The 26,700-nt window shown below is 32.3% G+C and carries 20 protein-coding genes; 8 read left to right on the top strand and 12 right to left on the bottom strand.

Annotation, left to right across the window (positions count from 1 at the left end):
• Both D9R05_RS00805 and ppk1 read left to right on the top strand, forming a co-directional pair.
• Positions 1-864: a nucleoside phosphorylase gene (locus D9R05_RS00805; protein WP_121665319.1), complete on the top strand. Its 864-nt coding sequence runs from the start codon at positions 1-3 to the stop codon at positions 862-864.
• A gap of 72 nt (positions 865-936) precedes the next feature.
• On the top strand, positions 937-2,997 hold the full coding sequence (gene ppk1, locus D9R05_RS00800; protein WP_121665318.1) for a polyphosphate kinase 1: 2,061 nt from the start codon (positions 937-939) through the stop codon (positions 2,995-2,997).
• Between the two features lie 259 nt (positions 2,998-3,256).
• Here the strand turns inward: ppk1 and D9R05_RS00795 are convergent, their stop codons facing one another.
• Positions 3,257-3,922, bottom strand: coding sequence for a uracil-DNA glycosylase (locus tag D9R05_RS00795; protein WP_121665317.1), 666 nt, complete (start codon positions 3,920-3,922; stop codon positions 3,257-3,259).
• 46 nt (positions 3,923-3,968) lie between these two features.
• Between D9R05_RS00795 and D9R05_RS00790 the strand changes: the two genes are divergently transcribed.
• Together D9R05_RS00790 and D9R05_RS00785 are read left to right on the top strand one after the other, a co-directional pair.
• Positions 3,969-6,152 carry an endonuclease MutS2 gene (locus tag D9R05_RS00790; protein ID WP_121665316.1) on the top strand — a complete coding sequence of 728 codons (2,184 nt, stop codon included), beginning with the start codon at positions 3,969-3,971 and terminating at the stop codon, positions 6,150-6,152.
• Positions 6,152-6,571 carry a thiol-disulfide oxidoreductase DCC family protein gene (locus D9R05_RS00785; RefSeq protein ID WP_121665808.1) on the top strand — a complete coding sequence of 140 codons (420 nt, stop codon included), beginning with the start codon at positions 6,152-6,154 and terminating at the stop codon, positions 6,569-6,571. Before D9R05_RS00790 ends, D9R05_RS00785 begins: the two co-directional genes overlap by 1 nt.
• Positions 6,572-6,580: 9 nt before the next feature.
• Here D9R05_RS00785 and D9R05_RS00780 read toward each other — a convergent pair whose 3' ends face one another.
• Both D9R05_RS00780 and aroC read right to left on the bottom strand, forming a co-directional pair.
• A complete protein-coding gene (locus D9R05_RS00780) occupies positions 6,581-7,885 on the bottom strand; it encodes a dicarboxylate/amino acid:cation symporter (protein ID WP_121665315.1) in 1,305 nt (434 codons plus the stop codon).
• Between the two features lie 9 nt (positions 7,886-7,894).
• Positions 7,895-8,965: a chorismate synthase gene (aroC, locus tag D9R05_RS00775; RefSeq protein WP_121665314.1), complete on the bottom strand. Its 1,071-nt coding sequence runs from the start codon at positions 8,963-8,965 to the stop codon at positions 7,895-7,897.
• Positions 8,966-9,127: 162 nt separating this feature from the next.
• On the opposite strand from aroC, the gene D9R05_RS00770 reads away from it, so the two are divergent.
• Both D9R05_RS00770 and D9R05_RS00765 read left to right on the top strand, forming a co-directional pair.
• Positions 9,128-9,961 (top strand): UDP-2,3-diacylglucosamine diphosphatase, encoded by an 834-nt coding sequence (locus D9R05_RS00770; protein WP_121665313.1) that lies wholly within the window; start codon positions 9,128-9,130, stop codon positions 9,959-9,961.
• A 48-nt stretch (positions 9,962-10,009) separates the two neighbouring features.
• Complete coding sequence (locus tag D9R05_RS00765) at positions 10,010-10,843, top strand: hypothetical protein (RefSeq protein ID WP_121665312.1); 834 nt, start codon at positions 10,010-10,012, stop codon at positions 10,841-10,843.
• A 36-nt stretch (positions 10,844-10,879) separates the two neighbouring features.
• On the opposite strand, the gene D9R05_RS00760 is transcribed toward D9R05_RS00765, so the two are convergent.
• Positions 10,880-13,774 (bottom strand): FAD-binding and (Fe-S)-binding domain-containing protein, encoded by a 2,895-nt coding sequence (locus D9R05_RS00760; protein WP_121665311.1) that lies wholly within the window; start codon positions 13,772-13,774, stop codon positions 10,880-10,882.
• A gap of 126 nt (positions 13,775-13,900) precedes the next feature.
• Here D9R05_RS00760 and D9R05_RS00755 point away from each other — a divergent pair, with 126 nt between their 5' ends.
• Complete coding sequence (locus tag D9R05_RS00755) at positions 13,901-14,401, top strand: hypothetical protein (RefSeq protein WP_121665310.1); 501 nt, start codon at positions 13,901-13,903, stop codon at positions 14,399-14,401.
• 25 nt (positions 14,402-14,426) lie between these two features.
• On the opposite strand, the gene bshA is transcribed toward D9R05_RS00755, so the two are convergent.
• The 8 genes from bshA to D9R05_RS00715 form a co-directional block, all read right to left on the bottom strand.
• Positions 14,427-15,554, bottom strand: coding sequence for an N-acetyl-alpha-D-glucosaminyl L-malate synthase BshA (gene bshA, locus D9R05_RS00750; RefSeq protein WP_121665309.1), 1,128 nt, complete (start codon positions 15,552-15,554; stop codon positions 14,427-14,429).
• Between the two features lie 99 nt (positions 15,555-15,653).
• Positions 15,654-18,572, bottom strand: a complete 2,919-nt coding sequence (locus tag D9R05_RS00745; RefSeq protein WP_121665308.1) for a glycoside hydrolase family 3 N-terminal domain-containing protein — start codon at positions 18,570-18,572, stop codon at positions 15,654-15,656.
• A 71-nt stretch (positions 18,573-18,643) separates the two neighbouring features.
• Positions 18,644-19,126: an ABC transporter ATPase gene (locus tag D9R05_RS00740; RefSeq protein WP_121665307.1), complete on the bottom strand. Its 483-nt coding sequence runs from the start codon at positions 19,124-19,126 to the stop codon at positions 18,644-18,646.
• Between the two features lie 28 nt (positions 19,127-19,154).
• Positions 19,155-19,946 carry a (Fe-S)-binding protein gene (locus tag D9R05_RS00735; protein ID WP_121665306.1) on the bottom strand — a complete coding sequence of 264 codons (792 nt, stop codon included), beginning with the start codon at positions 19,944-19,946 and terminating at the stop codon, positions 19,155-19,157.
• A gap of 20 nt (positions 19,947-19,966) precedes the next feature.
• On the bottom strand, positions 19,967-20,413 hold the full coding sequence (locus D9R05_RS00730; RefSeq protein ID WP_205589258.1) for an LNS2 domain-containing protein: 447 nt from the start codon (positions 20,411-20,413) through the stop codon (positions 19,967-19,969).
• A 3-nt stretch (positions 20,414-20,416) separates the two neighbouring features.
• Positions 20,417-21,766: a (Fe-S)-binding protein gene (locus D9R05_RS00725; protein ID WP_121665305.1), complete on the bottom strand. Its 1,350-nt coding sequence runs from the start codon at positions 21,764-21,766 to the stop codon at positions 20,417-20,419.
• Positions 21,767-21,772: 6 nt separating this feature from the next.
• A complete protein-coding gene (locus tag D9R05_RS00720) occupies positions 21,773-22,720 on the bottom strand; it encodes an MlaD family protein (RefSeq protein WP_121665304.1) in 948 nt (315 codons plus the stop codon).
• A 54-nt stretch (positions 22,721-22,774) separates the two neighbouring features.
• On the bottom strand, positions 22,775-23,863 hold the full coding sequence (locus tag D9R05_RS00715; RefSeq protein WP_121665303.1) for an N-acetylmuramoyl-L-alanine amidase family protein: 1,089 nt from the start codon (positions 23,861-23,863) through the stop codon (positions 22,775-22,777).
• 134 nt (positions 23,864-23,997) lie between these two features.
• Between D9R05_RS00715 and D9R05_RS00710 the strand changes: the two genes are divergently transcribed.
• Positions 23,998-26,700, top strand: coding sequence for a putative LPS assembly protein LptD (locus D9R05_RS00710; protein WP_121665302.1), 2,703 nt, complete (start codon positions 23,998-24,000; stop codon positions 26,698-26,700).

Raw genomic sequence — 26,700 nt, 5'->3', positions numbered from 1 at the left:
ATGAGTTTAAAGGCTTCAGAATTAATTTTAAATCCTGATGGAAGTGTTTATCATCTTCATTTAAAATCAGAGGATATTGCTGAAACTATAATTACAGTAGGCGATCCGGATCGCGTTTCAGAAGTGAGCAAATTTTTTGATAAGATTGATTTAAAAATTCAAAAAAGGGAATTTCATACGCAAACCGGTTGGTTTAAAAATAAACGCATTACAGTTATTTCTACAGGGATTGGCACCGATAATATAGATATTGTATTAAATGAGCTTGACGCGCTAGTTAATATAGATTTAAAAAAAAGGACCGTAAAAAAAAGTTTAACGCGTTTGCAAATTATTAGAATTGGAACCTCGGGAGCTTTACAAGAAAATATTCCGTTAGATTCTTTTTTAGTTTCAGAAAAAGCTATCGGTTTTGATTCACTTCTCCATTATTATAAAGGTTTTGAAAATGATCTTGAATTTTGTTCAGCAGTTCATAATCACCTAAAATTAGAAAATTTAGCAAAGCCCTATATAATTTCTTCTGATAAAAAATTAACTGATTTATTTTTAGAAGATCCAACATTTATAAAAGGAATAACTGCAACAAATGTTGGTTTTTATGCTCCACAAGGTAGAGCGTTACGTGCTAAATTATACGATCAAAATTTTATTAAAAAACTACAGTCGTTTTTTTATAAAAATCAGAAAATCACTAACCTAGAAATGGAAACCAGTGGTATTTATGGTTTGTCTAAACTACTAGGGCATCAAGCAATATCTCTAAATGCGATTATGGCCAATAGGGCAACGGGAGAATTCAGTAAAAAGCCGCAAAAAACTATGGATAAATTAATTTTATCTACTCTAAACAAGTTGATTTAAAAATTTTATTTAACAGAAATTTAAATTGTCGCTGCCGGGCTTCTTTGTAGTTTTGAGAAAAGCTCAAAATTTATGACAACACCCATAGAAGAAAAATTTAAACACCGCGATCTTAATTGGTTAAGCTTCAATAAGCGAGTTTTACAAGAAGCTGAAGATAAAAGGAATCCGGTGTATGAGCGATTAAAATTTTTAGCCATTTTTTCTTCCAATTTAGACGAATATTATCGCGTTCGGGTTTCTCAACTACGTCAAATAAAAAAAATAAAAAAGAGCCTGAGAAAAAAGTTAGCTCTAAAACCTTCAAAAAAAGTAAAACAAATTATAGCAGAGGTTAAAGAGCATCAACAATTATTTGGGCATATTTTTCACAATCAAATTTTACCGGAACTTCAAGAAAATTCTATTAATTTAATTGAAGAAACACACTATTCAACTTCCCAGAAAATTGAAGCCGAAAAGTATTTTAATTTACAAATCGCTAAAAATATAGAACCGCAATTAATTGATTTTGAAAGTGATAAAAAGGCTTTTTTAGAAAACAATACCATTTATCTTTTTGTAAGTTTTAGAGATTCTAATTTAGCAGGATTGGTAAATATTCCTGTTGATAAAAATGGTCGATTTTTCAATTTTTCAAATGAAGATGATGAGTATTATATTACATTTATAGATGACATTTTAAGGCTGCAAATGCATCAAATTTTTCCTGACAAAAAAATAGCCGGAATCTATCAAGTTAAAATGTCGCGAGATGCAGAACTTTATATAGACGATCAATTTGAAGGTGTTCTAGCCGAAAAAATTTATGAGTCATTACAGCAAAGAACAGACGGCCAACCCACACGTTTATTGTACGATGCTGAAATGCCAAAATCTCTTCAGAAAAAATTGCGCAAGCATTTAGGACTTGGAAAAATTGATATGATGCCTGGTGGTAAATATCATAATTTCAGCGATTTTTTTAGTTTTCCAGACCCTACAAATAACAAAGATTTATTTTACGAAGAGTTGCCGCCAATTGCGCATGCGCATTTAGAAAAATCTACCGATTTTTTTTCAACCATTAAAGAAAAAGATCAGTTAGTGCATTACCCTTACATGTCTTTTTCTTATGTAGAAAAATTTGTTGAACAAGCCGCAACAGATAAGCAGGTTACAGAAATTAAAATTTCCTTATATCGGGTTGCAGATGAGTCTAAGTTGACTTCATCTATTTTAAAAGCCTTAAAAAATAATAAAAAAGTTACCGTTTTTGTTGAAGCAAAAGCTCGTTTTGATGAAGAAAATAATATTCATTGGGGGAAAAAATTTGAAGAAAAAGGAGCCGAAGTAATTTACAGCTTTCCTAAAATTAAAGTGCATTCCAAAATTTTGCTAATTACACGTCAAGAAGAGGATGAAATTTCACATTACGCCTATATTGGTACAGGTAATTTTAACAGTGAAACGAGTAAAATTTATTGTGATCACGCACTTTTTACGGCACATAAAAAATTGACCAAAGAATTAAATCGCGTTTTTAAAGTTTTGCAAGGAGAATTAATAGTACCGCGAACAAAAAATCTCTTAGTTTCTCCTTTTAATACACGACAAGCGTTTACAAATATGATTCTAAGAGAAATTGATCACGCAGAAGCTGGAAGAGAAGCCAAAATCACTGCAAAAATGAATAGCTTAGAAGATAAAGAAATTATCGACTTATTGTATAGAGCAAGTTCAAAAGGGGTTCAGATCAGGTTGCTTGTTCGTGGTTTCACTTGTTTAATTCCCGGGGTAAAAAATTTAAGCGAAAATATTTATATGACCAGTATAATTGATCGTTATTTAGAACACGGACGCATTTATATTTTTCATAATGATGGAGAAGAAGAACTCTTTTTTGGAAGTGCAGATTGGATGAATAGAAATCTAGACCGTAGAATAGAAGTACTTGCACCGGTCTATGATCCTGAAATTGCACAAGAATTTAAAGACATTTTAAATATTCAATTGCAAGATAATGTAAAAGCAAGAGTTCAAGATCATAAGGAAAAAAACAAGTATGTAAAACAAAAAAAGAACCAAGAAAAAATCAGGTCGCAATACGAGATTTATTCTTATCTTAAATCTAAAAATGAAGCTGAAGTTTAAGTTTTTAGCTTAAAAATATTCCTTTAAAAATCAGTTACTTGAGGATTTATTTAATTTTTTATAAATAATTTCATAACATTCACGCAACCTTTTTGAACTAGTTACATCTACTAAATGCAACTTAACAAAAACAACTGTAGCGATGTTATACTTTTTTGGATCTTTAGCACTTTTATTGTTAATCAATACTTTGCTTTTTCTTTTTAGTAGAAATGCAGAAGATAACAGCGATCCGCGCGTTTCTTCAGCTAAAAAGTAATTACCACTTTATAGTTTCTTTTCCTATTGAGGCTAAAATCTTGTTGGTTTTACTAAAATGTTTATTACCAAACCAATACCCTCTATTTGCGCTCAATGGTGAGGGATGTCCGGAAGTTAGAATATGATGTTTATCCGCATCAATAAATTTCACTTTTTTCTTTGCAAATCCGCCCCAAAGTAAAAATACAACATCTTTTTTTTCGTTTGAAATAGTAGAAATTACCGTATCCGTAAATTTTTCCCAACCTTTATTTTGATGACTTCCAGCTTGATGAGCGCGTACAGTTAATGTGGCATTTAATAATAATACGCCTTGCTTTGCCCAGCGCTCTAAATTTCCCGTTTTAGGAAATGGCTGATCAACATCTTTTTCAATTTCTTTAAAAATATTGATTAATGAAGGCGGCATAGCAATTTCATCTTGCACAGAAAAACATAAACCATTTGCTTGATTTACTCCGTGGTATGGATCTTGACCTAAAATAACCACTTTTACATCTTCAAAAGAACAATAGTCAAAAGCAGCAAAAATATCTTTGCCCTTAGGGAAACACGTATATTTAGTATATTCCTCTTTTATAAAATCAGTTAAGTCCTTAAAATAATCTTTTTCAAATTCTGAATCAAGTTGTTTTTTCCAGCTTTTATCTATGTTTACCTTCATAATTATTGATTAAATTTGCCCAGCTACGAAAGTAGGAAAAATTACTATGATAAAAATAACAGATAAAACCCTTAGCGATTTAGAATTTCCTAGTGTTTGCAAGCAAATTGAAGAGCTTTGCATTACAGATTTAGGAAAGGAAAAATCCCTTAACATAAAGCCATTTAAATCTCATGATGAAGCACTTTTCGGCTTACATCAAACCAATGAGTATAAGTCTTCTGCGCTTCAGGAAACTAGGATTCCCAATCATGGATTTGATCCTATTCAGCAAGAGATCAGATTTTTAGCAATAGAAGATAGTATTTTAGAAGTTATTGGTTTTCGCCGAATTGCCAATATTTCACAAACGGTAAATACACATATTTTATATTTTAAAAAATACCGTGAAGTTTATCCTTCTTTGTTTAAAACTTCTCAGGAAATAGATTTTACAACAGATTTAATTGAAGCGATAAATAAAGTAATTGATAGATTTGGTGAGTTAAAAGATGATGCTTCGCCTTTATTACAAAATATTAGACGTTCAATTAATCAAGTCCGTGGAAAAATAAATTCGAGTTTTTCTAGCGATCTTTCTCGTTATCATAGTTATGGTTATTTAGATGAAATTAAAGAATCTGTTGTAGATAATGTGCGTGTTTTAGCTGTTTCGGCAATGCATAGACGAAAAGTAAAAGGTGCAATTTTAGGTAATTCTAAAACTGGTAGTATTGTATATATTCAACCAGAAGCAACTTTACGGCATTCGCGAGAGCTGAATAATTTAGAATACGAAGAGCGCGAAGAAATTAAACGGATTTTAAAAGCGCTTACCAATCAAATAAGGCCTTATCGTGAATTATTAATTGAATATCAAAACTATTTAAGTGATATAGATGTTATAGCGGCAAAAACAAAATATGCAGAAAAATTAGATGCCGTTTTACCTAAAATAACTAAAACCAGAGAGCTTCAATTAAAAGAAGCTTATCATCCAATACTATTTTTAAATAATAAAAAATCAGATAAAAAAACTTATCCGCAGGATATTAATTTACATCCTGATAATAGAATTATTGTTATTTCGGGTCCTAATGCCGGCGGAAAAAGTATCACCTTAAAAACTGTTGGATTACTGCAAATTATGTTGCAAAGCGGCATGCTGATTCCGGTTCACGAATACAGCAGAATGTGTTTATTCAATAAAATTTTAACCGATATTGGCGATCACCAAAGTATTGAAAATCATCTAAGTACTTATTCTTATCGGTTAAAAAATATGAAGTATTTTCTTAGGAAGTGTGATGATAAAACGCTGTTTTTGATTGATGAATTTGGGACAGGAAGCGACCCTGAACTCGGTGGCGCTTTAGCTGAAACTTTTTTAGAAGTTTTTTATGAGAAAAATTCATACGGAATTATAACAACTCACTATGCTAACTTAAAAAAGATGGCTAGTGAAACCGAAGCTATTAGTAACGCTAACATGTTATTTGATTCAAAGAGCCTTCAGCCAAAATTCAAATTGCATTTAGGGGAAGCCGGCAGTTCATTCACGTTTGAAGTAGCACAAAAAAATGGTATTCCGTATAGCTTAATTAATCGTTCTAAAAAGAAAGTAGAACGCGGAAAAATCAGGTTTGATAAAAGTATAGCTAAACTTCAGCAAGAGCGTTCTAAGCTTCAAAAAACCACATCTAGCTTAAAAGAAAAAGAATTAAAAGCTGCTGAAAAAAAAGAACGTCTAGAGGAAATAAATTCCCGCGTTCAGCAAAAGTTAGAAGGTTTTCAAGAGTTATATGATAGTAATCAACGGTATATTCATTTAGGTCAGAAAATAGATTCGTTGAGTAAGAGTTTTTTCAATAACAATAATAAAAAAGAGTTAATAGGAGAGTTTTTAAAGTTAGTTGCTATTGAAAATTCTAAGCGAAAAAAAGAAACTAAAAAACAGCAAAAACAGAAAAAAGCAAAAGAAGAAAAAATAAAGAAAGAAGCTGAAAAGAAAATTACTGTAATTCGCGAAAAGAAAAAAGAAGAAAAAAAGCTGGAAGAAGAAAAAGCAAAAAAAGCAGCAGAGAAAAAAATAGTTTCTTTTAAAGTTGACGATCGCGTTAGGTTGGAAGATAGTAGATCTGTAGGTTCTATTGATAAAATTGAAAAAGGAAAAGCTATTGTTAATTACGGAATGTTTACTACCGAAGTAGGTTTAGATAAATTAGAGCTTGTACAACGCGCAAAAAAATGATGAAAAAAGCAACCGAAAAAAAACAACTAATTTTATTTGACGGCGTTTGTAATCTTTGTAATAACGCAATTCAATTTATTATTAAAAAAGACAAAAAAGATGTTTTTAGGTTTGCATCATTACAAAGTGAAATTGGTCAAAAGCTTACCAAAGAACGCGGAATTGATACTTCAGAAATTGATTCTATGATTTTAATAATTCCGGGAGAAGCATACTATATAAAATCTAGCGCAGCCTTAGAAATAGGAAAAAAGTTACCCGGTATTTATGCTGTCTTGGCAAGTTTATTATTGAACTTCCCTGAAGGCTTTAGAAACCTTGTTTATGATTTTATAGCTAAAAATCGTTATAAATGGTTTGGTAAAAAAAATGCCTGTATGATTCCTACACCGGAAATACAGGCAAAATTTTTAGATTAAAAAATTCAGTTATTTTTTATAATTATCATCCCAATTTTTTACAAGTGGTTTATCACGTAATTTATTCACCGATTTTGCTACTAACATAGAAACCGAAGCATCACCCGTAACATTTACTGTAGTTCTACACATATCTAATGGGCGATCTATCGCAAAAATTAGTGCCAAACCAGCTTCAGGAATTCCTGCTTGTGCCAACACAATAACTAGCATTACCATTCCTGCTCCTGGAACAGCAGCAGAGCCTATTGAGGCCAATGTTGCTGTGGCTATAATTCCTAATTGCGTGGCAATAGACAATTCCATACCAAAAGCTTGGGCAATAAAAACTGCAGCTACTGCTTGGTACAGACTAGTTCCGTCCATATTTATTGTAGCCCCGATAGGCAAAACAAAACTGGTTACTTCTTTTTCTACACCAAGATGCTCTTCTACACGTTCCATAGTAACCGGTAATGTTGCCGCGCTAGAACTAGTTGAAAATGCTAAAAGCTGTGCCGGAGAAATACCATTTATAAAAAAGCTAGGCGATTTTTTTGTGAAAATCCAAACTATTAATGTATAAATAATGATCATTATAAAAAGTCCGCCAACAACACAAAGTGCATACATTCCTAAAGCCGCAAACAAATCGGCACTTGGGGCTTCTACCACTAATGCCGCGAGCAACGCAAACACACCATAAGGTGCAGCTAACATAATGATATCAATCATTTTGAGAATAACTTCATTAAAACCATCAAAAAAGTCTTTTACAGGTTGTGCTGTTTTTTCGGGAATAAGTATAAGGCAAACACCAAAAAAGATAGCAAAGAAAATAACCTGTAACATATTAGAATTTTTTCCGGCAGCCCCAATAATATTATCGGGAACCAAATCAATTAAAGCTTGTAGCGGACCGGCATCTTTTTGTTTTTGAGCGTTTTGCCTTGTAAGATCAGCATCACCGCCATAACTTTCTACCAATTCTGTTCGAGTATCTTCAGAAATTGTATTTCCTGGTTTAACAATATTTACTGTTAATAAACCAATACTAACAGCAATAATTGTCGTCATTATGTAAATTGAAATGGTCCGAAAACCCATTTTTGAAAGTTGCGAAATGTCTTTTAAATCGGAAATTCCTTTAATAAGTGAAGCTAAAATTAAGGGAACTGCGATAAGTTTTAAGGCATTTATAAAAATAGTTCCAAATGGTTTAATCCAATCTGAAATAAAATCGCTTCCCCAAGCAAAATTACTTAAGAGTAGGGCAAAAACAACGCCCAATGCCATTCCTAATAATATTTGCCAGTGTAGTGCTAATTTTTTCATATAGGTTATTTAATTTTTATCTGAATTAATTTTCTGTAATAAATAAAAGTCGGCTAAAACCAACGCAGTCATAGCTTCAACAATAGGAACAGCTCTAGGAACAACGCAAGGATCGTGTCTTCCTTTTCCTTGCATTTCAACTTTTTTAGAATCTGTATTGATGGTTTCTTGTTTTTGCATTAAGGTTGCTACAGGCTTAAAAGCAACTTTAAAATAAATGTCCATTCCGTTAGAAATTCCACCTTGAATTCCGCCACTAAAATTCGTGTTGGTTTTTTCTGTTTCCAAAAAACGATCGTTGTGCTCGCTTCCTTTCATTTGTGTTCCTGCAAAACCGCTGCCATATTCAAAGCCTTTTACTGCATTTATAGACAACATTGCTTTACCCAATTGTGCGTGTAATTTATCAAAAACCGGTTCGCCTAAACCAATAGGTACATTATTTATAATGCAACTAATTGTTCCGCCAACAGTATCACCTTCTTTTCGAATAGCTTTGATATATTTTTCCATTTCACCGGCTTTTTTTGCATCCGGACAACGAACGGGATTTTTTTCTATTTCAGAGAAATCAAGGTTTCTAAATTCTTTTTGAAGTTCTATTTTACCAACAGAAGAAACAAAGGCAGTAATTTTGATTTGATTTAATAACTGTTTTGCAATAGCACCTGCCACAACACGACAAGCTGTTTCACGAGCACTAGATCTTCCGCCACCACGATAATCGCGATGTCCGTATTTTTTATCATAAGTAAAATCTGCATGACTAGGACGGTAAACATCTTTTATATGGCTGTAATCTTTAGATTTTTGATCTTTATTTTTAATTTGAAATCCAATGGGAGTTCCGGTAGTTTTTCCTTCAAAAATTCCAGAGAGTATTTCTACGGTGTCACTTTCTTTACGCTGTGTTACAATAGCAGATTGTCCCGGTTTTCTGCGATCTAACTCATATTGAATAGCATCTAAATCTATAGTTACATTTGGCGGGCAACCTTCCAGAATGCCACCAATAGAATTTCCGTGCGATTCTCCATAGGTGGTTAATTTAAAAATTTTGCCAAAGGAATTTCCTGCCATAAAGCTGTTTTCAACAAATGTAATTTTTTAAGACAATATTTGAAAATAGAATTTGAGCTTTCCTTTAAATTAGGTAACAAAAAATTTAACTAAGGTTAAAATGGGGATAATCTACATCTAAAAAACATAGCCTTTATTTGTGGCTGTAATTACTTGAATTAATTGAAAAAAAGAAAAGTTGAAATAGCGGTAATTTCTGATGTTCACTTAGGAACATTTGGATGTCATGCAAAAGAATTACTAGCTTATTTAAACAGCATAAAACCCGAAAAATTAATTCTAAATGGCGATATAGTAGATATATGGCAATTTAGAAAACGCTACTTTCCAAAATCTCATTTAGAGGTTATCAAAAAAATTATAGATTTATCAGCTAAAGGTACAGAGGTTATTTACATCACTGGAAATCACGATGAAATGCTACGAAAATTCAGTGATATTTCTATGGGGAAAATTTCTGTGGTAGATAAATTGGTTTTAGAATTAGACGGGAAAAAGGCTTGGTTTTTTCATGGCGATGTTTTTGATGCTTCTATACAAAATGCCAAATGGATAGCTAAACTTGGCGGCTGGGGCTACGATTTACTTATTTTATTCAACAGATTTTTAAATTGGTGGTTATTATTATTGAAAAAGGAAAAGTTTTCACTTTCAAAAAAAATAAAAAACAGTGTAAAAAAAGCCGTAAAGCATATTCAAGATTTTGAGCAAGTTGCCTCTGATTTGGCCATAGAAAATGGTTACAAATATGTTATTTGCGGTCATATACATCAACCACAAATCGTTAGAAAAGTCAATAGAACTGGGACGTGCTTATATTTAAATTCAGGTGATTGGGTAGAAAATTTAACTGCTTTAGAATATCATAAAAAAAAGTGGAAACTAGTAACTTTTGATCAGAGTGAATATCCTAAAATAAAGCACGAAAATGAAGATACAAACCAAATGCAAAATTTACTAGCTGCCATTACGATTACTTCAAAAAAAAGCTCGTAATAATTTTTTTTGCCGTATTTTTTCTAAATTAGTAAAAAATATTTAATCATGAAAAAATTAAAATTAGGCCTTTTGGCTTTTATAGTAACTGGTTTTGTGGCTTGTTCTAGTGATGATGATGGAACTTCCAATCCAGATCCTCAGCCCTCAACAAGTAATTATTTTCCACTAAAAACAGGAAATTCTTGGACGTATAATAATTTTAGAGATTTACAGGATAATTCAACTATTGAAAATGAAGAAACTTTAAGTGTTGAAAATTCTTCTGAAGAAAATGATACCAAAATTTTCGATTTATCTACTACACAACCAGATGCCGGTGGTTATATAGGCTTCGCTACAGAAGTGTTTTCAAAAGCGAATATTTCTAAAAACCAGGAAAATCTAATTGCAGACGGAAATATATCTTTTGAAGTACAAGGTTTACCTAGTTTTGAAATCCCTATCGAAAATGCTGTTGTTTATAGTAAATATGAAAATAGCGGAACAGAGCTTTATACTTCAACAGGAAGTTTTACTGAAACTCTACAAGGAATTAATACAGATATAAATTATACGATAACAACACAACAGGAAGATTCTTTTGATGAATTCGAAGCTGGCGATACAACTTACAATGATGTGATTTCATCTAGTGTAAGTTTAGTTGCAGAAGTTATAATTCAAAATCCATTTGGTGGTCCTTTTACCATTCTAGAAAGTCAAGAAGTTTTAAAATCTACTAACTATTATGCCAAAGATGTAGGACTTATTTATAGCAATACTAACTTTAGCTATCAGTTAGATTTATCAGGCATTCCTTTACCTATAGAAATTCCTGAAAGCAATACCATTATAGAAACTCAAACTTTACTTTCTTACAATGTAGATCTAGAAGAGTGATTTTTAAAAAAGAGTACAGTTATTTGTACTCTTTTTTTACTTTAAAGCTTCAAACAATATACTCACAGGGTGCATTGCAATTTTTTTAGTCCCATCTTTTATTTGATGTCTGCAGCTTGTTCCATTTGCTGCGATTATAGTTTTTGTAGCTGCTTTTTTTATAGCTGGAAATAATGTTTGATTCCCAATTTTCATGCTAATGGTATAATGTTCTTTTTCGTAACCAAAAGAGCCTGCCATACCGCAACAACCAGACGGAATAATACTTATTTCATAATTTTGAACGATATTAAGCATATCAAAAGTAAATTTTACATTAGAAAGTGCTTTTTGATGGCAATGCCCATGTATTTTTACCTTTCTTTTAGCTGATGAAAATTGATCAGAAGTTATGTTTCCATTACCTATTTCTGAAGCTATAAACTCTTCAATTAAAAAAGTATTTTCTGCAATTTTTTGGGCTGCTTTTTTTTGATCTGTTGAGCGTAAATATTCATCTCTAAAAGATAAGATTGCTGATGGCTCTATACCGATTAATGGTGTATCTGAATGGATTACTTCAGAAAAAATTGCAACATTTTTTTGGGCTACTTTTTTTGCTTCTTCTAAAAATCCTTTTGAAATAAAACTTCTTCCACTTTCTAAATGGTCCAAAAACTTAATTTCATAGCCAAGTTTCACCAGAAGATTTATAGCATCCTCTCCTACTTTCACATCTAAATGATTGGTAAATTCATCTATAAATAAATAAACGCTTTTTGTCTTTTTAATAGGTTTTAAATCAACTTTTTTGTTCTTAATTTTTTTAATCAATGATTTTTCTGCAACCAATGGTAAACTTCTTTCCGGAGCTATTTTTAAGAAAGACTTCATCATTCCTGAAGTGAATTTTTGTTGCATAAAAAAGTTTGCTACCTTAGGAATTTTGCTATTCAATTGATTTATTTTATCATTATATGCAAACACTTTTGTACGTAATGAACTTCCGTTTTCTTTTTGGTATTGATATTCAAATTCAGCTTTATAACTAGCCATATCTACCGTAGAAGGACATTCACTTTTACAAGCTTTACAACTTATACATAAATCTAAAACTTCTTTTAATTCTTTATGAGCAAAACGATTTTTTTGGTCACTTTTAGTTAGAAATTCTCTTAAAGCATTTGCCCGTGCCCGCGTAGTGTCTTTTTCGTTTTTAGTAGCTCGATAACTGGGACACATTGTTCCGCCGGCTGCTACTGGTTTTCTACAATCGCCGCTTCCATTACAACGTTCTACCGCTTGTAAAAACCCATTATCTTCAGAAAAGTCCATAAAAGTTGAAATCTGTGGTTCATTTCTGTCGGGTTGATATCGTAAACTTTGTTCTATGGGTAATGGATCAACAATTTTTCCGGGATTAAAAATTTTAGTTGGATCAAAAATTGATTTTACTTGCTGAAATGTTTTGTACAACTCCTCTCCTACTATTTCCTTAATAAAGGTGCTTCTCACAATACCATCGCCGTGTTCTCCACTAAAAGCTCCTTGATATTTTTTCACTAAAAGAGCTACATCTCTAGTTATTTTTTTGAATAAAACGACATCTTCTGATTTCTTCAAATTCAAAATCGGGCGCAAATGCAACTCACCAGCACCGGCATGAGCATAATAAACAGCTTTTTGATTATAATTCTTCATCAACTGCGTAAATTCAGCTATATAATCAGCTAAATCATCAAGTGCAACTGCGGTGTCTTCTATACAAGCAACCGCTTTTTTATCACCCTGTAAATTTGCTAAAAGTCCCAAACCTGCCTTTCTTAATTCTACAGCATATTCAATTTCTTCAGCATATAAAACGGGTTGTGCATAAGCATTGGTTTCCTTTTTTATAGAGGCTAATAAATTTTCAATTTTAATAGTTAAATCAGCTTGAACATCAGCGCAAACTTCTAACATTAAAATAGCTTCAGGATCTTGATTTATAAAAAATCGATTTTCTTTATATTTTAAACTGGCTTTTGTACAATCTAAAATAGTTTTATCCATCATTTCACACGTAAAAAGCTCGTGCTTCATTAAAGGTTTTACTGCATTTAAACAATCTGAAATGCTACTAAAATGAGCCGCTATCATAGCGGAATACTTTGGAGGAAGCTCGTCTAATTTTAACGTAATTGCCGTGCTAAAAGCTAAGGTTCCTTCGCTTCCGGCTAATAATTTGGGAATATTTAATTCATTATTTTTCCAAACTTCATCTAGTGCATAACCGGTATTTCTTCTATGAATTTCAGGTTTCGGAAAATTTTCCTTAATCGCTTTTTGAACTTTTTCGGGACTAACTAACTGATGAATTTTATCGGATATTTCAGCAGCTTTAGGAGAGTTCTTTGTTTTTGATTTTTCAACTTGAAAAGAATCAGCATAAAAAGTTGCTTCACTAGCATTTGCCAATAAACAATCTATAGCAAGAACCTTATCGCGTGTAACTCCATATTTAATAGAAGTTGTACCAGAAGAATTATTGCCTACCATTCCCCCAATGGTACAGCGATTAGAAGTTGATGTATTAGGACCAAAAAAAAGTCCATATGATTTTAAAAACCGATTTAAATCATCACGAATAATTCCGGGTTGAACTCGAATTGTTTTTTTTGATTCATTAAAATCAAGAATTTTGGTATAGTATTTAGAAATATCAACAACAATTCCTTTTCCTACGCATTGTCCAGCTAAAGAAGTTCCAGCCGCACGCGGAATTATAGAGCAATTATGTTCATTACAAAATTTTATAATATACTTAATATCTTCATCAACTTTCGGATAAGCTACCGCTAAAGGAATTTCCCTGTATACCGAAGCGTCTGTAGCATAAATGGCTTTCAATAACTCATCTGTAAAGAGTTCTCCTTTTAATGATTTAGCCAATTGGTGAAGCTTGTCTTTCATATGTTATTTAATGTAGTTGATAGAAATTTAATTTAACACTTTTTAAATAAGATTAACAAAAAATTATTTAGAGCAAAAATTTAGAATCGATTTTTAAAAATACCTTTGAAATTAAACAAAACAAATATGAAAAAAATACTTTTAGTAGCAGCATTAGTAATGGGAGGTTTTATGACTTCTCAAGCACAGGAAATCTCTAAAAACGCGTTAGGGCTTCGATTAGGTGGTGCTAATGGTTTTGGAGCTGAAGTTTCTTACCAGAGGGCGGTTGGTTCTAACAATAATAGGTTAGAATTTGACCTTGGTTGGAGAAATGACAACGATTTTGATGCTTTTAAATTGGTAGGTCTTTACCATTGGGTATGGAATATTGAAGGTGGCTTTAACTGGTATGCTGGTCTTGGTGCCGGTTTAGGAAGTGTTAGCGATAATCGCGATTTTCTAAATGATAATGATCCAGATGATGGCGCTTTTGCTTTTGTGGCAGGAAATATAGGGATTGAATATAATTTTGATATTCCTTTATTACTTTCGTTAGATTTTAGACCAGAAATCGGTTTTAGCGATTATGATGTAATTGATAATTTTGCTCCAGATTTAGCAATCGGTGTCCGTTATCAGTTCTAAAAAATAAGTTTTAAAAAGTTTGGCTTCAAGATTTTTGTAATGCTTCTTCGTAAACCTTTTCATACAGTGGAACGATCGCATCAATATCAAATTTTGAAGCCATTTTTTTTGCGTTCGTCTTAAACCTAGTTAAATTTTCAGCATCACTTAAAATTTCTAAAGCATACTCTCCCATCGTTTTTACATCGCCTACATCTGCTAAATAACCCGAAAAACCATGTTTGTTTACTTCCGGTAATCCTCCTGTATTTGTAGAAATTACAGGAACGCCATTAACCATGGCTTCTAAAGCTGCCAAGCCGAAACTTTCGTTTTCTGATGGAAGTAAAAACAAATCAGAAAAGCAAAGTATCTTATTTATTTCATTGCTTTCTCCCATAAAAATAACTTTTTCTAACACCCCTAATTCATTTGCTAATTGCTTGGCATTTTCTATTTCGGGTCCTTCGCCAACCATAATTAATTTGGCTTTTATTTTTTTCGTGATTAAATGAAAAATACGTATAACATCATCAACACGCTTTACTTTTCTAAAGTTACTAATATGAGTAACAATTTTTTCATCTTCATTTGCCATTATCGCACGTTGACAATCTTCAAATGAAGATTTTCGCTTAGATGAATCAATAAAATTATGAACTACTTTTATATCCGTTTTTACATCAAAATATTTTAGCGTATCATCTTTTAAACTTTGTGAAACCGAAGTAACCACATCACTTTTATTGATACTAAAAGTTACGGCAGGTTTATAAAAAGGGTGGTTTCCTACCAAGGTAATATCAGTTCCGTGAAGTGTTGTGACCATAGGAATATGGATGCCTTCTTCACGTAACATTTTCTTTGCCATGTAACCTGCATAAGCGTGTGGTATAGCATAATGTACATGTAAAACTTCAATTTTATGAAGCTTTACCATATCAACCAATTTACTTGATAAAGCAAGCTCATAAGGTTGATAATGAAAAAGTGGATATTCGGGTACGTTAACCTGATGATAATGAATATGATTTGAAAGATGCTCTAATCTCACAGGCTGTTTGTATGTAATAAAATGAATTTCGTGCCCTCTTTTAGAAAGTGCCATTCCTAATTCTGTAGCAACTACTCCACTCCCACCAAAAGTAGGATAACAAACAATACCTATTTTCATATTGTATCTAAAAATTTAATACGATTTACCGCTGATTGAAGCTCAAAAATAAGGCTTTCTGAAGGAGTAAGGACGAAAATAGAATAAGTTTAACGTAATTTAATAAACGATTGCTTCATAAATTAAACGCTGAATTTTTGTACGAATATCCTCATAAATTAATTTCCGATTGGTAGCATCGGGAAATGTTCTGTTAGAGAGGAAAATATACACAATTTCTTCTTCAGGATCTGCCCAAGCATAAGTTCCCGTAAATCCAGTGTGCCCAAAACTTGTCATAGATACACAACCACAAGTAGGACCAACTTCGTCTAATTGAGGTTTATCAAAACCTACACCTCTTCTAACATCATCTTCACAATAATAACAGGTATTAAAAGCATCTATAGTTTCTTGTTTTAGAAATCGTTGTCCACCATAATAACCACCATTTAAATACATTTGCATAATTTTGGCAACATCGTTTGCATTGCTAAACAGACCTGCGTGTCCTCCTACTCCTCCAAACATTGCTGCTCCTTGATCATGAACGTAACCTTGTATACGCTGATCTCTCCAATAATCATCATTTTCGGTAGGAATAATATTATTTAAGTTGAAGCGTTGAATAGGTAAATAGCCGGTTTTATTGGCACCTAAATTTTCATAAAAATTTTCTTGAGTTATATCTGCCAATGAAGAAGTATAGTAACTTTCTAAATATTTTTTTAGTAAATAATATGGTAAATCGCTGTATTTATATTCTTTTTTTCTTAAAAGATCACTTTTAATGATTTCCGTGTAAACTGAATCCTGAATGTCATTACGCATATAAAAATCTTTTGCAACCTCAGTATGAAAAGTTACATTATCTTGATTTCTAAAATAGGTAGATGAAGCTTTATTTGTTTTCTTATCTAAAGTGCCAATATAAAAAGGAATCCACGGTTTAAAACGAGCATAATGACTCAACATTTCTTTGAGTGTAATATCTGCTTTGTTAGAATTCTTAGTTTCAGGTAAGATTTCTTTTAACTTGGTGTTCATATTAATTTCACCCTTCTCGTGTAACTCCATCATTAAAGGTAACGTGGCTAAAATTTTTGTTAGCGAGGCTAAATCATAAACATCATTATCAGTTACCGGTAGTTTATTCTCATAGGTGTGGTAACCAAAATTTTTACGGTAGATTATTTTTCCTTTGCGCGCAATTACCATTTGTAACCCTGGAGTCATTTTTTTATCTACTGCCAATTGCGCAATAGAATCTATTTGATGAAGTTTAGCAGAGTTTAAGCCCACACTTTCCGGAATTCCGTAAGCTAATCGTTTAATAGAATTGGTTTTAAATTGCGTTCCTACCGGGAAACTTTTACCAATGCTAACCGGTAATTTTCCTTTAGCGTCAATAGCGCCAAAAATTGCTTGCGCTGTTTTTTGTTGGGCAATTTCACTATTTTGATATCCAATAATAATTCCGTCTAAATTGGTAAAAGACTTTATATTCAATAAAGCATAAGGTCTAGTGAAAATGCTTAAAATTGTATTGTTTTCTCTTGCAATTTCGTGAAGCCATACCAATTCTTTTTCAGTAAATTGATAAGATTTCCAAGGACTTTCGTTCGATTTATGCAAGCCAGTAATTACTAAATCATAATCTTTTAACTGAAGAAGTAAATCATTTAAGTGAGTGGCTTCAATTTTATCAATTCTTGTATAATCTCTTAATTGCTTTAAAAATGCATCACCGTTTTCATCTCCAAAATTTACATAAGCAATTTTCTTATTCTTTAATTCTTTTATGGGTAAAACTCCACGGTTATTTTTGATAACAGTGACAGCTTTTTCCATTACTTCGCTGTAAATTAAATCGTTTCTTATTGAATTTAAATCTTTTATTAAATACGTAGTATCTATTGGTTTGTAATTATTTAAACCGACTTTGTATTTTGCTGATAGAATTTTTTTAACAGAGTGCTTTAAACGTTTTTCAGTTATAAGGCTATCTTGATAGGCATTCAATAAAATTTTTGAAGCTTTAGGTACGTCTTCAGGAATTAACAATATATCGTTTCCAGCCAAAAAAGCTTCCAAATCTACTCTCCCCGGTTCATCATAATCTGCAATACCACGCATATTTAGCGCATCGGTAAAAATTAGCCCCTTATACTGATATTTTTCTTTAAGTAAATCGGTTATTATAGGTCTTGAAATTGAAGAGGGAGATCCACTTCTGTTATCTAAAGCAGGTACATTTAAATGACCAACCATGATACTAGAAACTCCTTCTTGAATCATTTTTCTAAAAGGATAAAGTTCTATACTATCTAGTCTTTTTTTACTGAAATCTAAACTTGGTAGAGCTTTATGCGAATCGGTATCGGTATCGCCGTGTCCCGGGAAATGTTTAGCACTTGATAAAACTCCTTCACTGTGCATTCCTTTCATAAAGGCAACAGCTTTTTCAGTAACATTTTCTCTTGATTCGCCAAAAGAGCGATTTCCAATGATAGGATTTGCGGGATTAACATTGATGTCTGCTACCGGAGCAAAATTTATATGAATCCCTAATCGCTTACAATGTTTTGCCACTTGTGCTCCAACTTGTTCTACCAATAAATTATCATCTACCGCACCTAAAGTCATATTCCAAGGAAAAGCATAAGTAGAATCTAAACGCATTGCTAATCCCCATTCTGCATCCATCCCTATAAGCAAAGGAATTTTAGAAAGCGCTTGGTATTCATTGGTTAATTTAGCTTCTTGAAGTGGGCCACCTTTAGAAAAAATAACTCCACCAATATGATGTTCTTCAATGAGCTCTTTTATTTTATCGGTTTCTGCTTTGCTTTTATTTGAAAAAATATCGACCATAAAAAGTTGACCGATTTTTTCTTCTGTTGAAAGTGAAGTGTAAACGCTATCTACCCAAGCTTCTTGAACTAAATAATCTTCAGTAGCCAAAGGATTTTTTTGTTGTGCCAATAATTGAAATGCACAACAAAACAAAATAAAAAAGAAACAGAATTTTTTAGTCATGAATAAGAGCACTTTTTACGAAAAGACAACGTGCAATAATGAAACCAAGTATTATTTTTTAACTGAATTTTTTATAAAAAGCGATTATGCCAGCTTTCTTGTAAAGGAATTTCCCAATCAAATTGATATTCTTCTTTCGTATTCACCAAATTATTAAAAACAATAGTTTTTGGTGAGACAGATTTATTCTTCACTAATTTTTTGAAATCTGCTAAGGGCTTATAAGCTATAAATTCTCCTTGCTTAAAAGTGACATTCATTTTATCTAATAAATCTACTTGATATTCTTTTTCTAATGATTGTACAAAATGAACTGAAGCATCTATAGAACAACCACTAGCGGCGTTTATATCTTGATCTAATCCTAAGATAATAAAACGGTTGTAAGGCATTACATAACCTGATTTTAAATTAGCACCATGTGCAGTCCAATTTTCAATAAACTGATCTAATTGGGGCTTAATTTTTTTTAATTCATCTTCAGTAAAAGGTCTATTAGATTGGTATATCCAAATTCTAGCATCATTTGGTAAACTATCAAAAGGAACAAGCATAGGTTTTAAAATTTAGGGAGCGTTTTAATTACAATTCTTCAGCTTCAGCAATCATTTCGGCAACATCTTTTACTTCAATATTACCTTCTTTATCTTTTCCTTTTACACCATCGGTCATCATTGTATTACAGAATGGACAACCGGCAGCAATGACTTCAGGATTAGTTTCTATGGCTTGTTCGGTACGTTCTATATTAACGTCTTTATTTCCTTTTTCAGGCTCTTTGAACATTTGTCCGCCTCCTGCGCCACAACATAAGCCATTTTTCTTGCATTTACGCATTTCAATAAGCTCAACTTCTAGCTTTCTCAGCAAATCACGTGGAGCTTCATATTCGTTGTTTGCTCTTCCTAAATAGCAGGGATCGTGAAAAGTAATTCGTTTACCTTTAAATTTACCGCCTTCAACTTTTAAGCGTCCTTCTTCTAATAAGGATTTCAAGAATTGTGTGTGGTGAACTACGTCGTAATTTCCACCCAATTCTGGATATTCGTTTTTTATGGTATTAAAACAGTGTGGACAAGCCGTTACTATTTTTTTGATTTCATAACCGTTTAATACTTCAATATTAGTGACCGCTTGCATTTGAAATAAAAACTCATTTCCTGAACGTTTTGCAGGATCTCCAGTACAACTTTCTTCGGTTCCTAAAACAGCAAATTCTACACCGGCTTTAGAAAGAATTTTTACAAAAGCTTTGGTTATTTTTTTGGCTCTATCATCAAAGCTTCCGGCACAACCAACCCAAAAAAGCACTTCGGGTTTTTTTCCTTCTGCCATATACTCTGCCATTGTCGGTACTTTTATTGCTTCTGCCATAATCAATTTTTTTATGCTATTTATTCGTGGTCTTTAAAGACTTGAATAGTATGTTTTTTTTCAATTAAATCTGTAAATTTTCCTTTATAACGTGTAGCTTGAACCATATGATTATCAATCCAATGATAATTACCGCCTCTTGGTTTACCCATTAATAATGTATGGTATTTAAAATTATGTGTTTTCAACCAAGCTTCTGTTACTTCACGATGTGCTTCTGTTCGAGAAGTAAAAAAGCAAATTCTGTGTCCTTGATCATACCATTTGTTTACGGTTTCTAGCGCATCTAAATAAGGTTCGCAAGTTTCCATGCGCTCAGGTTCTTCATTAGGAACATCTTCAGTAATTGTTCCATCAATATCAACTAAAAAATTCTTAATTTTTGAAGGCAAGATAGGACTAACGTGAGAACCATCTTCTGATTTCTCTTGTAACAATTTTTCGATATTCTTTTTTTCACCCTCCATAAATTAAGCTTCTTCTTTAGCCCAATTTAAGCGATCCATTTGGTTATAAGGCCAAGGAGCTCCATTATTTTCAATGTTACTCATAGCAACATTCAATTCATTTGGAGCTGCACTTTCTTCCATTACCAAATAACGACGCATGTCCATAATAATTGATAAAGGATCTATGCCAATTGGACAAGCTTCTACACAAGCATTACATGTGGTACAGGCCCACAATTCTTCTTTTGTAATATAGTCGTTTAATAATTGCTTATTATCTTCTTCTGCTTTGTATTCCCCATTTTTATTGATGTTCTCCCCTATTTCTTCTAGACGATCTCGGGTATCCATCATAATTTTTCTTGGTGATAATTTTTTACCGGTTTGGTTGGCCGGACATTCTGAAGTACAGCGTCCACACTCTGTACAGGTGTAAGCGTTTAATAGCTGAACCCAATTTAAATCGGTAGCATCACTAGCTCCAAATTTTTCGGGAACTTGCTCATCTTCATCTGGATCTGGAGCAGCAAATGGATCTGCGGAAGGATCCATCATTAATTTCACTTCGTTTGTTACTGACTCTAGGTTATTAAATTCTCCTTTAGGCTTTAGGTTAGCATAATAGGTATTAGGAAAAGCTAATAATATATGAAGGTGTTTTGAGTAGTAAAGATAATTTAAGAAGAATAAAATTCCTAAAATATGAAGCCACCACGCAGCGCGTTCTACAATTATAAGTGTTGCATTGCTAAGCCCATCAAAAAGTGGAAGTAAATATTGACTTACGGGAAAGCTTCCCATAATTCCGGCTTCATTTGCATAATGATCTGCTCCATTTAATTGTAATTGGTAATCGGTAGCATTCATAATAAGGAACAAGGCCATAAGGACCATCTCAAAATATAAAATATAATTGGCATCATTTTTTGGCCAGCCTTTCATTTCATTAGCCCAAAAACGTTTTATTTTCTGAATATTTCTACGTAACCAAAATACAATAACACCTATTAAAACTAATAAAGCTAAGATTTCAAAAGAAGCAATTAAGAAGTCATAAAACCCACCTAAAAAAGAAAAAATTCTGTGTGTTCCAAAAATACCATCAATGATTATTTCTAATACTTCTATATTGATAATAACAAAACCAACATAAACAAAAATATGCATAATCCCCGCGATAGGACGACGTACCATTTTAGATTGCCCCAAAGCTACTCTTGCCATATTAGCAAAACGTTCTTTAGGATTGTCAGTGCGGTCAATATCTTTTCCTAATTTGATGTTTCGCGTAAGTTTACGAATATTTCTTATAAAAAATCCAACTCCAAAAACAAAGGCGATTATAAAAAGGATTTGAGCGATTAGTTGCATAGGTTTTTACTTTAATGAATCTTCTGGTTTTTCATATTGCTTGTTGTTTTTTCCGAAAACAGAAAAATGAACATAGCGTTTAGGATTTAGTTTGATGTCTTGAAGTAATTCTTCTAATTGACGCGTGGCGTTATCTAAATTATTATAAACACTTTCATCATTTAATAACTTACCAGCGGTTCCTTTTCCGTTATTTAAATCGTTAGAAATTTGTTGAAAATCATTAATAACATTTTCAAAATCACCTACTAATTTATTCATATTTACCTGTGCTAAAGTGTCAGAAAACTTATTGAAATTAGCAGAAGTTTCATCTAGATTTGTAAATGTACGGTTTAATTTACCACTATTTTCTGATAAAAGTCCGTCTAAAGAAGCTGTAATGCCTTGAAAAGATTCCATGCTATTATTAAACTTCTTTATAGATTCTTTTAGGTTTTTTTGTGTTTCTGGATCAAGAATTTTTGTAACTCCTGTTAAGACAGAATCTGCACTGGTAACTGCATTTTCTACCTTTTTTTGTAAAGGTGTTAACCTGTCGTTTACTAATTCTAGTAAACCTTCATCAATTTCCCCTATTAATGTATCGCCGCTTTTTGCTTGCGAACCTTCATATTTTGGAAGAATTGCCATGGACTTACCTCCAATAATTCCACCTCCATAAATCTGAGCTACACTATTATCAGAAAACTGAAAATCACTTTGTACAGTCATACTTACCAATAGTTTTCCTTTTTCGTTTAAAAAAGTAATATCGGTAACGCTACCTACTTGTAACCCATTTATAGTGACTTTTGAGGACTTTGCTAAACCTTCTACATTGTCGTAAACAGCATAAAAAGTTCTGTTAGATTCTAAAAGATTATTTCCTTTAAGAAAACTGTACCCAAATACCAATAATATTATGGCAACGATAACGAGTAAGGCAGTTTTAACTTCTTTGGTTAGTTTCAAATGAATAAAATTTAGTGAATGACAAATTTAAGGATTAAATATAGAAAAGTTGAACTATTTAGCTTTAGTTTTTAACGCCTCATTAACGCTAATTTTCTTTCCTTTTCTAAAAGCTACAATATAACAGCTGGAATATCCTTTTTCCTTTGCAAGTCTTTGTTTAGCTTGTATGGCTAGATAGTCTGAAGTTTCCCCAACATAATACTTGTATAATTTGCCTTCTTTTTCTCGAGTTACTCCTGTTAAACCTTTAAAGTTATAAGGAGCCGTTTCTAAGGGCGTAGAACCTGCAGCTAATTGAACTTTAAAAGTAACGTCTTCATAGATTTCAGATTTTTTAGGAGCAGTATTTGCTTCATTATTATAAAGGTTAATACTATTGATATAGTCTTTTATACCATTGACAATAGACTTTGAAACTTCTCCTTTTCCTTTACTAGAATTTAAATATGAACCTTCGGGTTTATAACTAAGAAATCCAACTTCGGTAAGTACACTTGGCATATAAGTCTCACGAAGAACTAAAAAACCTGCTTGTTTAACTCCTCTATCAACTCTTTTTAAATTGCCCGTATATTCTTTTTGAATAAAATCAGCTAATAAGACACTTTGATCTAAGTATTCTTCTTGCATTAAAGTCATTCCCATATAAGATGCAGGGTCGTTTGGATCAAAACCATCATATTTTACTTCATAATTTTCTTCTAAATAAATTACAGAGTTTTCTTTCATGGCTATTTCTAAATTATCCTTACTTCTATGGAGTCCTAAAACAAAAGTTTCAGTACCATGTGCATTAGAATCATGACCATTACAATGTACAGAAACAAATAAATCTGCATTTGCACTATTGGCAATTTCTGCCCGTTTGTGTAATGGAATAAAAACATCAGTTTTTCTGGTATAAATTACTTTTATGTTTTCTTTTGCTTCTAAAGCCTTACCAACTTTTAAAGCTATATCCAACGCTATATGTTTTTCTTTAAATCCGTGCCAACTATTCCCCGAATCTTTACCTCCATGGCCAGCATCAATTACTACTATAAATTTTTTATTAGCTGGATTTTGAGAGGCTTCTACTGAAAAACTAATGCTTACCAAAAAAACGAGAAGTAAGAAAAAATGAACTAAATTCTTTTTCATAAAGAATAACTGATTAAGTTTGTTTATCACGATTGACTTTATTTTATAAATTTCTCAGGCGAGCTTTCAAAAATATATGTAATTTTGGGCATTCAAAAAGCAAGCCAAACTTTACAAAAATAGCACTATAAGCATTGCAGACAAACTTAACGTACATACTTTTTATTTTTGCAATACTATTTTTAAGCAAAAGTATTCATGCTCAAGAAATTGACACGATTACTCGTCCCAGAATACCTGCGGTAGAAAAAGAAAATACGCCAGAAATTGATACGCTTGTTCCTACTGAAAAAATAAATTTACAAGAACGCGATTCGGTTAAAATTGACTCGGTAAAACCGCAACAACAAAGTTTTCTTGAATCTGATGTAACCTATTCTGCTGAAGATTATATCCGATTTGACAGAAAAAATGATCGTGTTTATCTCTATAATCAAGCCGAAATTGTTTATGGGGATATGACTATAAAAGCCGGATTGATTATTCTTGATAACAAGAAAAATGAAGTATATGCTTTTGGAATTCAAGACTCTGCTGATGTATATACTCAAAAGCCGGTATTTACACAAATGCAAAATACGGTTGAACCCGACAGTATTCGTTTTAATTTTGATACCGAAAAAGCGCTAGTTTATAATTCAAGAACGGAACAAGGTGAGTTTAAATTAAAAGCAGAAACTACCAAAAGAGAAAATGATTCGGTTTACTACATGAAAAACATGAAGTTTACTACTGCACAAGACGTTGATAATCCCGACTATTATTTTTATGCCAGAAGAATTAAAATGGTACCTGATAAAAAAGTAGTTACAGGATTTGTTAATATGTACATTGCCGATGTTCCAACACCTATAGGTTTACCTTTTGGTTATTTTCCATTAACAGATGAACGTGCTTCAGGCTTTATAATTCCATCGTTTGGTGATAACCAAAACAGAGGTTATTTCTTACAAAACGGTGGTTATTATTTTGCGATAAGTGATTATGCAGATCTTGCCGTTTTAGGAGATTATTATACCAACGGAAGTTACGGGATTCGGTTAGAATCTAATTACGCTAATCGGTATCAATATAGAGGGAATGTAAGTTTTCGTTATGAAAAATTACTAAATGAAGAGCGCGGTTTTCCTGACTTTTCTGAGCAATCTATTTACAACTTGCGTTGGACGCATCAACAAGATCAAAAAGCAAATCCTTCATCACGTTTTCAGGCTTCGGTTAACTTAGGTAGTAGTAGGTATTATCAACAAACTATTAATCAAACAAACACAGGGAATTTCCTGAATAATAACTTGAGCTCTTCGGTTAGTTATTCTAAAACTTTTGAAGGCGATCCACAAGTTAATTTAAGCTTAAGTGCCACGCACAATCAAAACACACAAACACAAGAAATTAATATGACCTTGCCAACATTGCAAGCTAATGTTGCCAGAATTTATCCGTTTGCTCCTAAAGTCGGAACAAAAAAAGGTATTATAGAAAATATCAATTTACAGTATAACATTCGTGGTGAAAATCGTTACCAAACAACAGATTCTCTATTTTTTAAACCGGAAATGTTTAAAAATGCTAATACTGGAATTAAACATTCTATTCCAATTAATACCAACTTTAAACTATTTAGATATTTTAGTGTTAGTGCGGGAACTCAATTTGAAGAAAATTGGTTGTTTAAAACTTACAGACAGTCGTATGACGAGCAACAACAAGAAACCGTAATTGATACTGTTGGTGGATTTGATTCTTACAGGACCTATAATTTTAATACGAGTATAGGAACAACTGTTTACGGTCTTTTTAAATTTAATAAGGATAGTAAGTTTAAAGCCATTCGTCATGTGATGCGACCCTCGATTAGTTATAATATTAATCCGAAATTTGATCAATTTTACGATAGCTATCTTATTCCAGAAACTTCCGGTTTAGAAGAAGAAGTTGTTGAATATTCACGCTTTCAGAACACTTTATTTGGAGCACCTAACAATCGCTATTCTAGTTCGGTTGGACTTTCGGTAACAAATGACTTTGAAGCTAAGGTAGAAGCCAAAGATTCACTTAGTGAGGAACCTAGGAAAATTAGCTTACTGAAAAACTTACAATTTTCGACCTCTTATGATCTTGCTGCAGATTCATTAAAATTAACTCCGGTAACCATAAGAGGAACACTTCCTATTGTACAGGATAAATTTGATATCAATTTTAATGGTGCTTTAGATCCGTATGCGTTGAATAATAAAAATCAACGAATAGATCAATTAAATATTGATAATGGAGGAAGCCTCTTTAGGTTAACACGTGCAAACGTAAGTTTTGGATATTCTTTTTCAAGTTCAGATTTTACAGGTGGCAAAGAAAATACAGATGAATTAGAAAATGAAACCTTCAGAAATGGTGGCCGACCGGATGATTTGTTCGGTAAATCTACTGATTTAAATGGGGAGTTCTATGATGAAAAAGAAGAGGAAGAAAAAGTAGTTAATAATGACACGGAAAGATATAACTATAAAATTCCTTGGGATTTACGAGTTTCCTACACAATGACTTATGATAATGCTACACGAAATAGTGAAATTTCTTCCCATTCAATTATGTTTTCAGGGAATGTAGAATTATCACCGCGTTGGTCTGTGGGAGCATCTTCAGGTTACGATCTTAAAAATCAAGGATTTACTTATACACAATTACGTTTTGCTCGAGATTTAGAGAGTTGGCGAATGACTTTTAACTGGACACCTTTCGGAAATAGAGCTTCTTGGTATTTCTTTATCGGAATTAAAGCCAGCGTCTTGAGCGATATTAAATACGATAAAAACAGAGAACGGGATAGAAGTTTATAA

Origin of the sequence: Mesonia aquimarina, assembly GCF_003667275.1 — a bacterium.
In the GTDB taxonomy this organism is placed as follows: Bacteria; Bacteroidota; Bacteroidia; order Flavobacteriales; family Flavobacteriaceae; genus Mesonia; species Mesonia aquimarina.
This window is presented reverse-complemented; position numbering and strand designations above follow the sequence as displayed.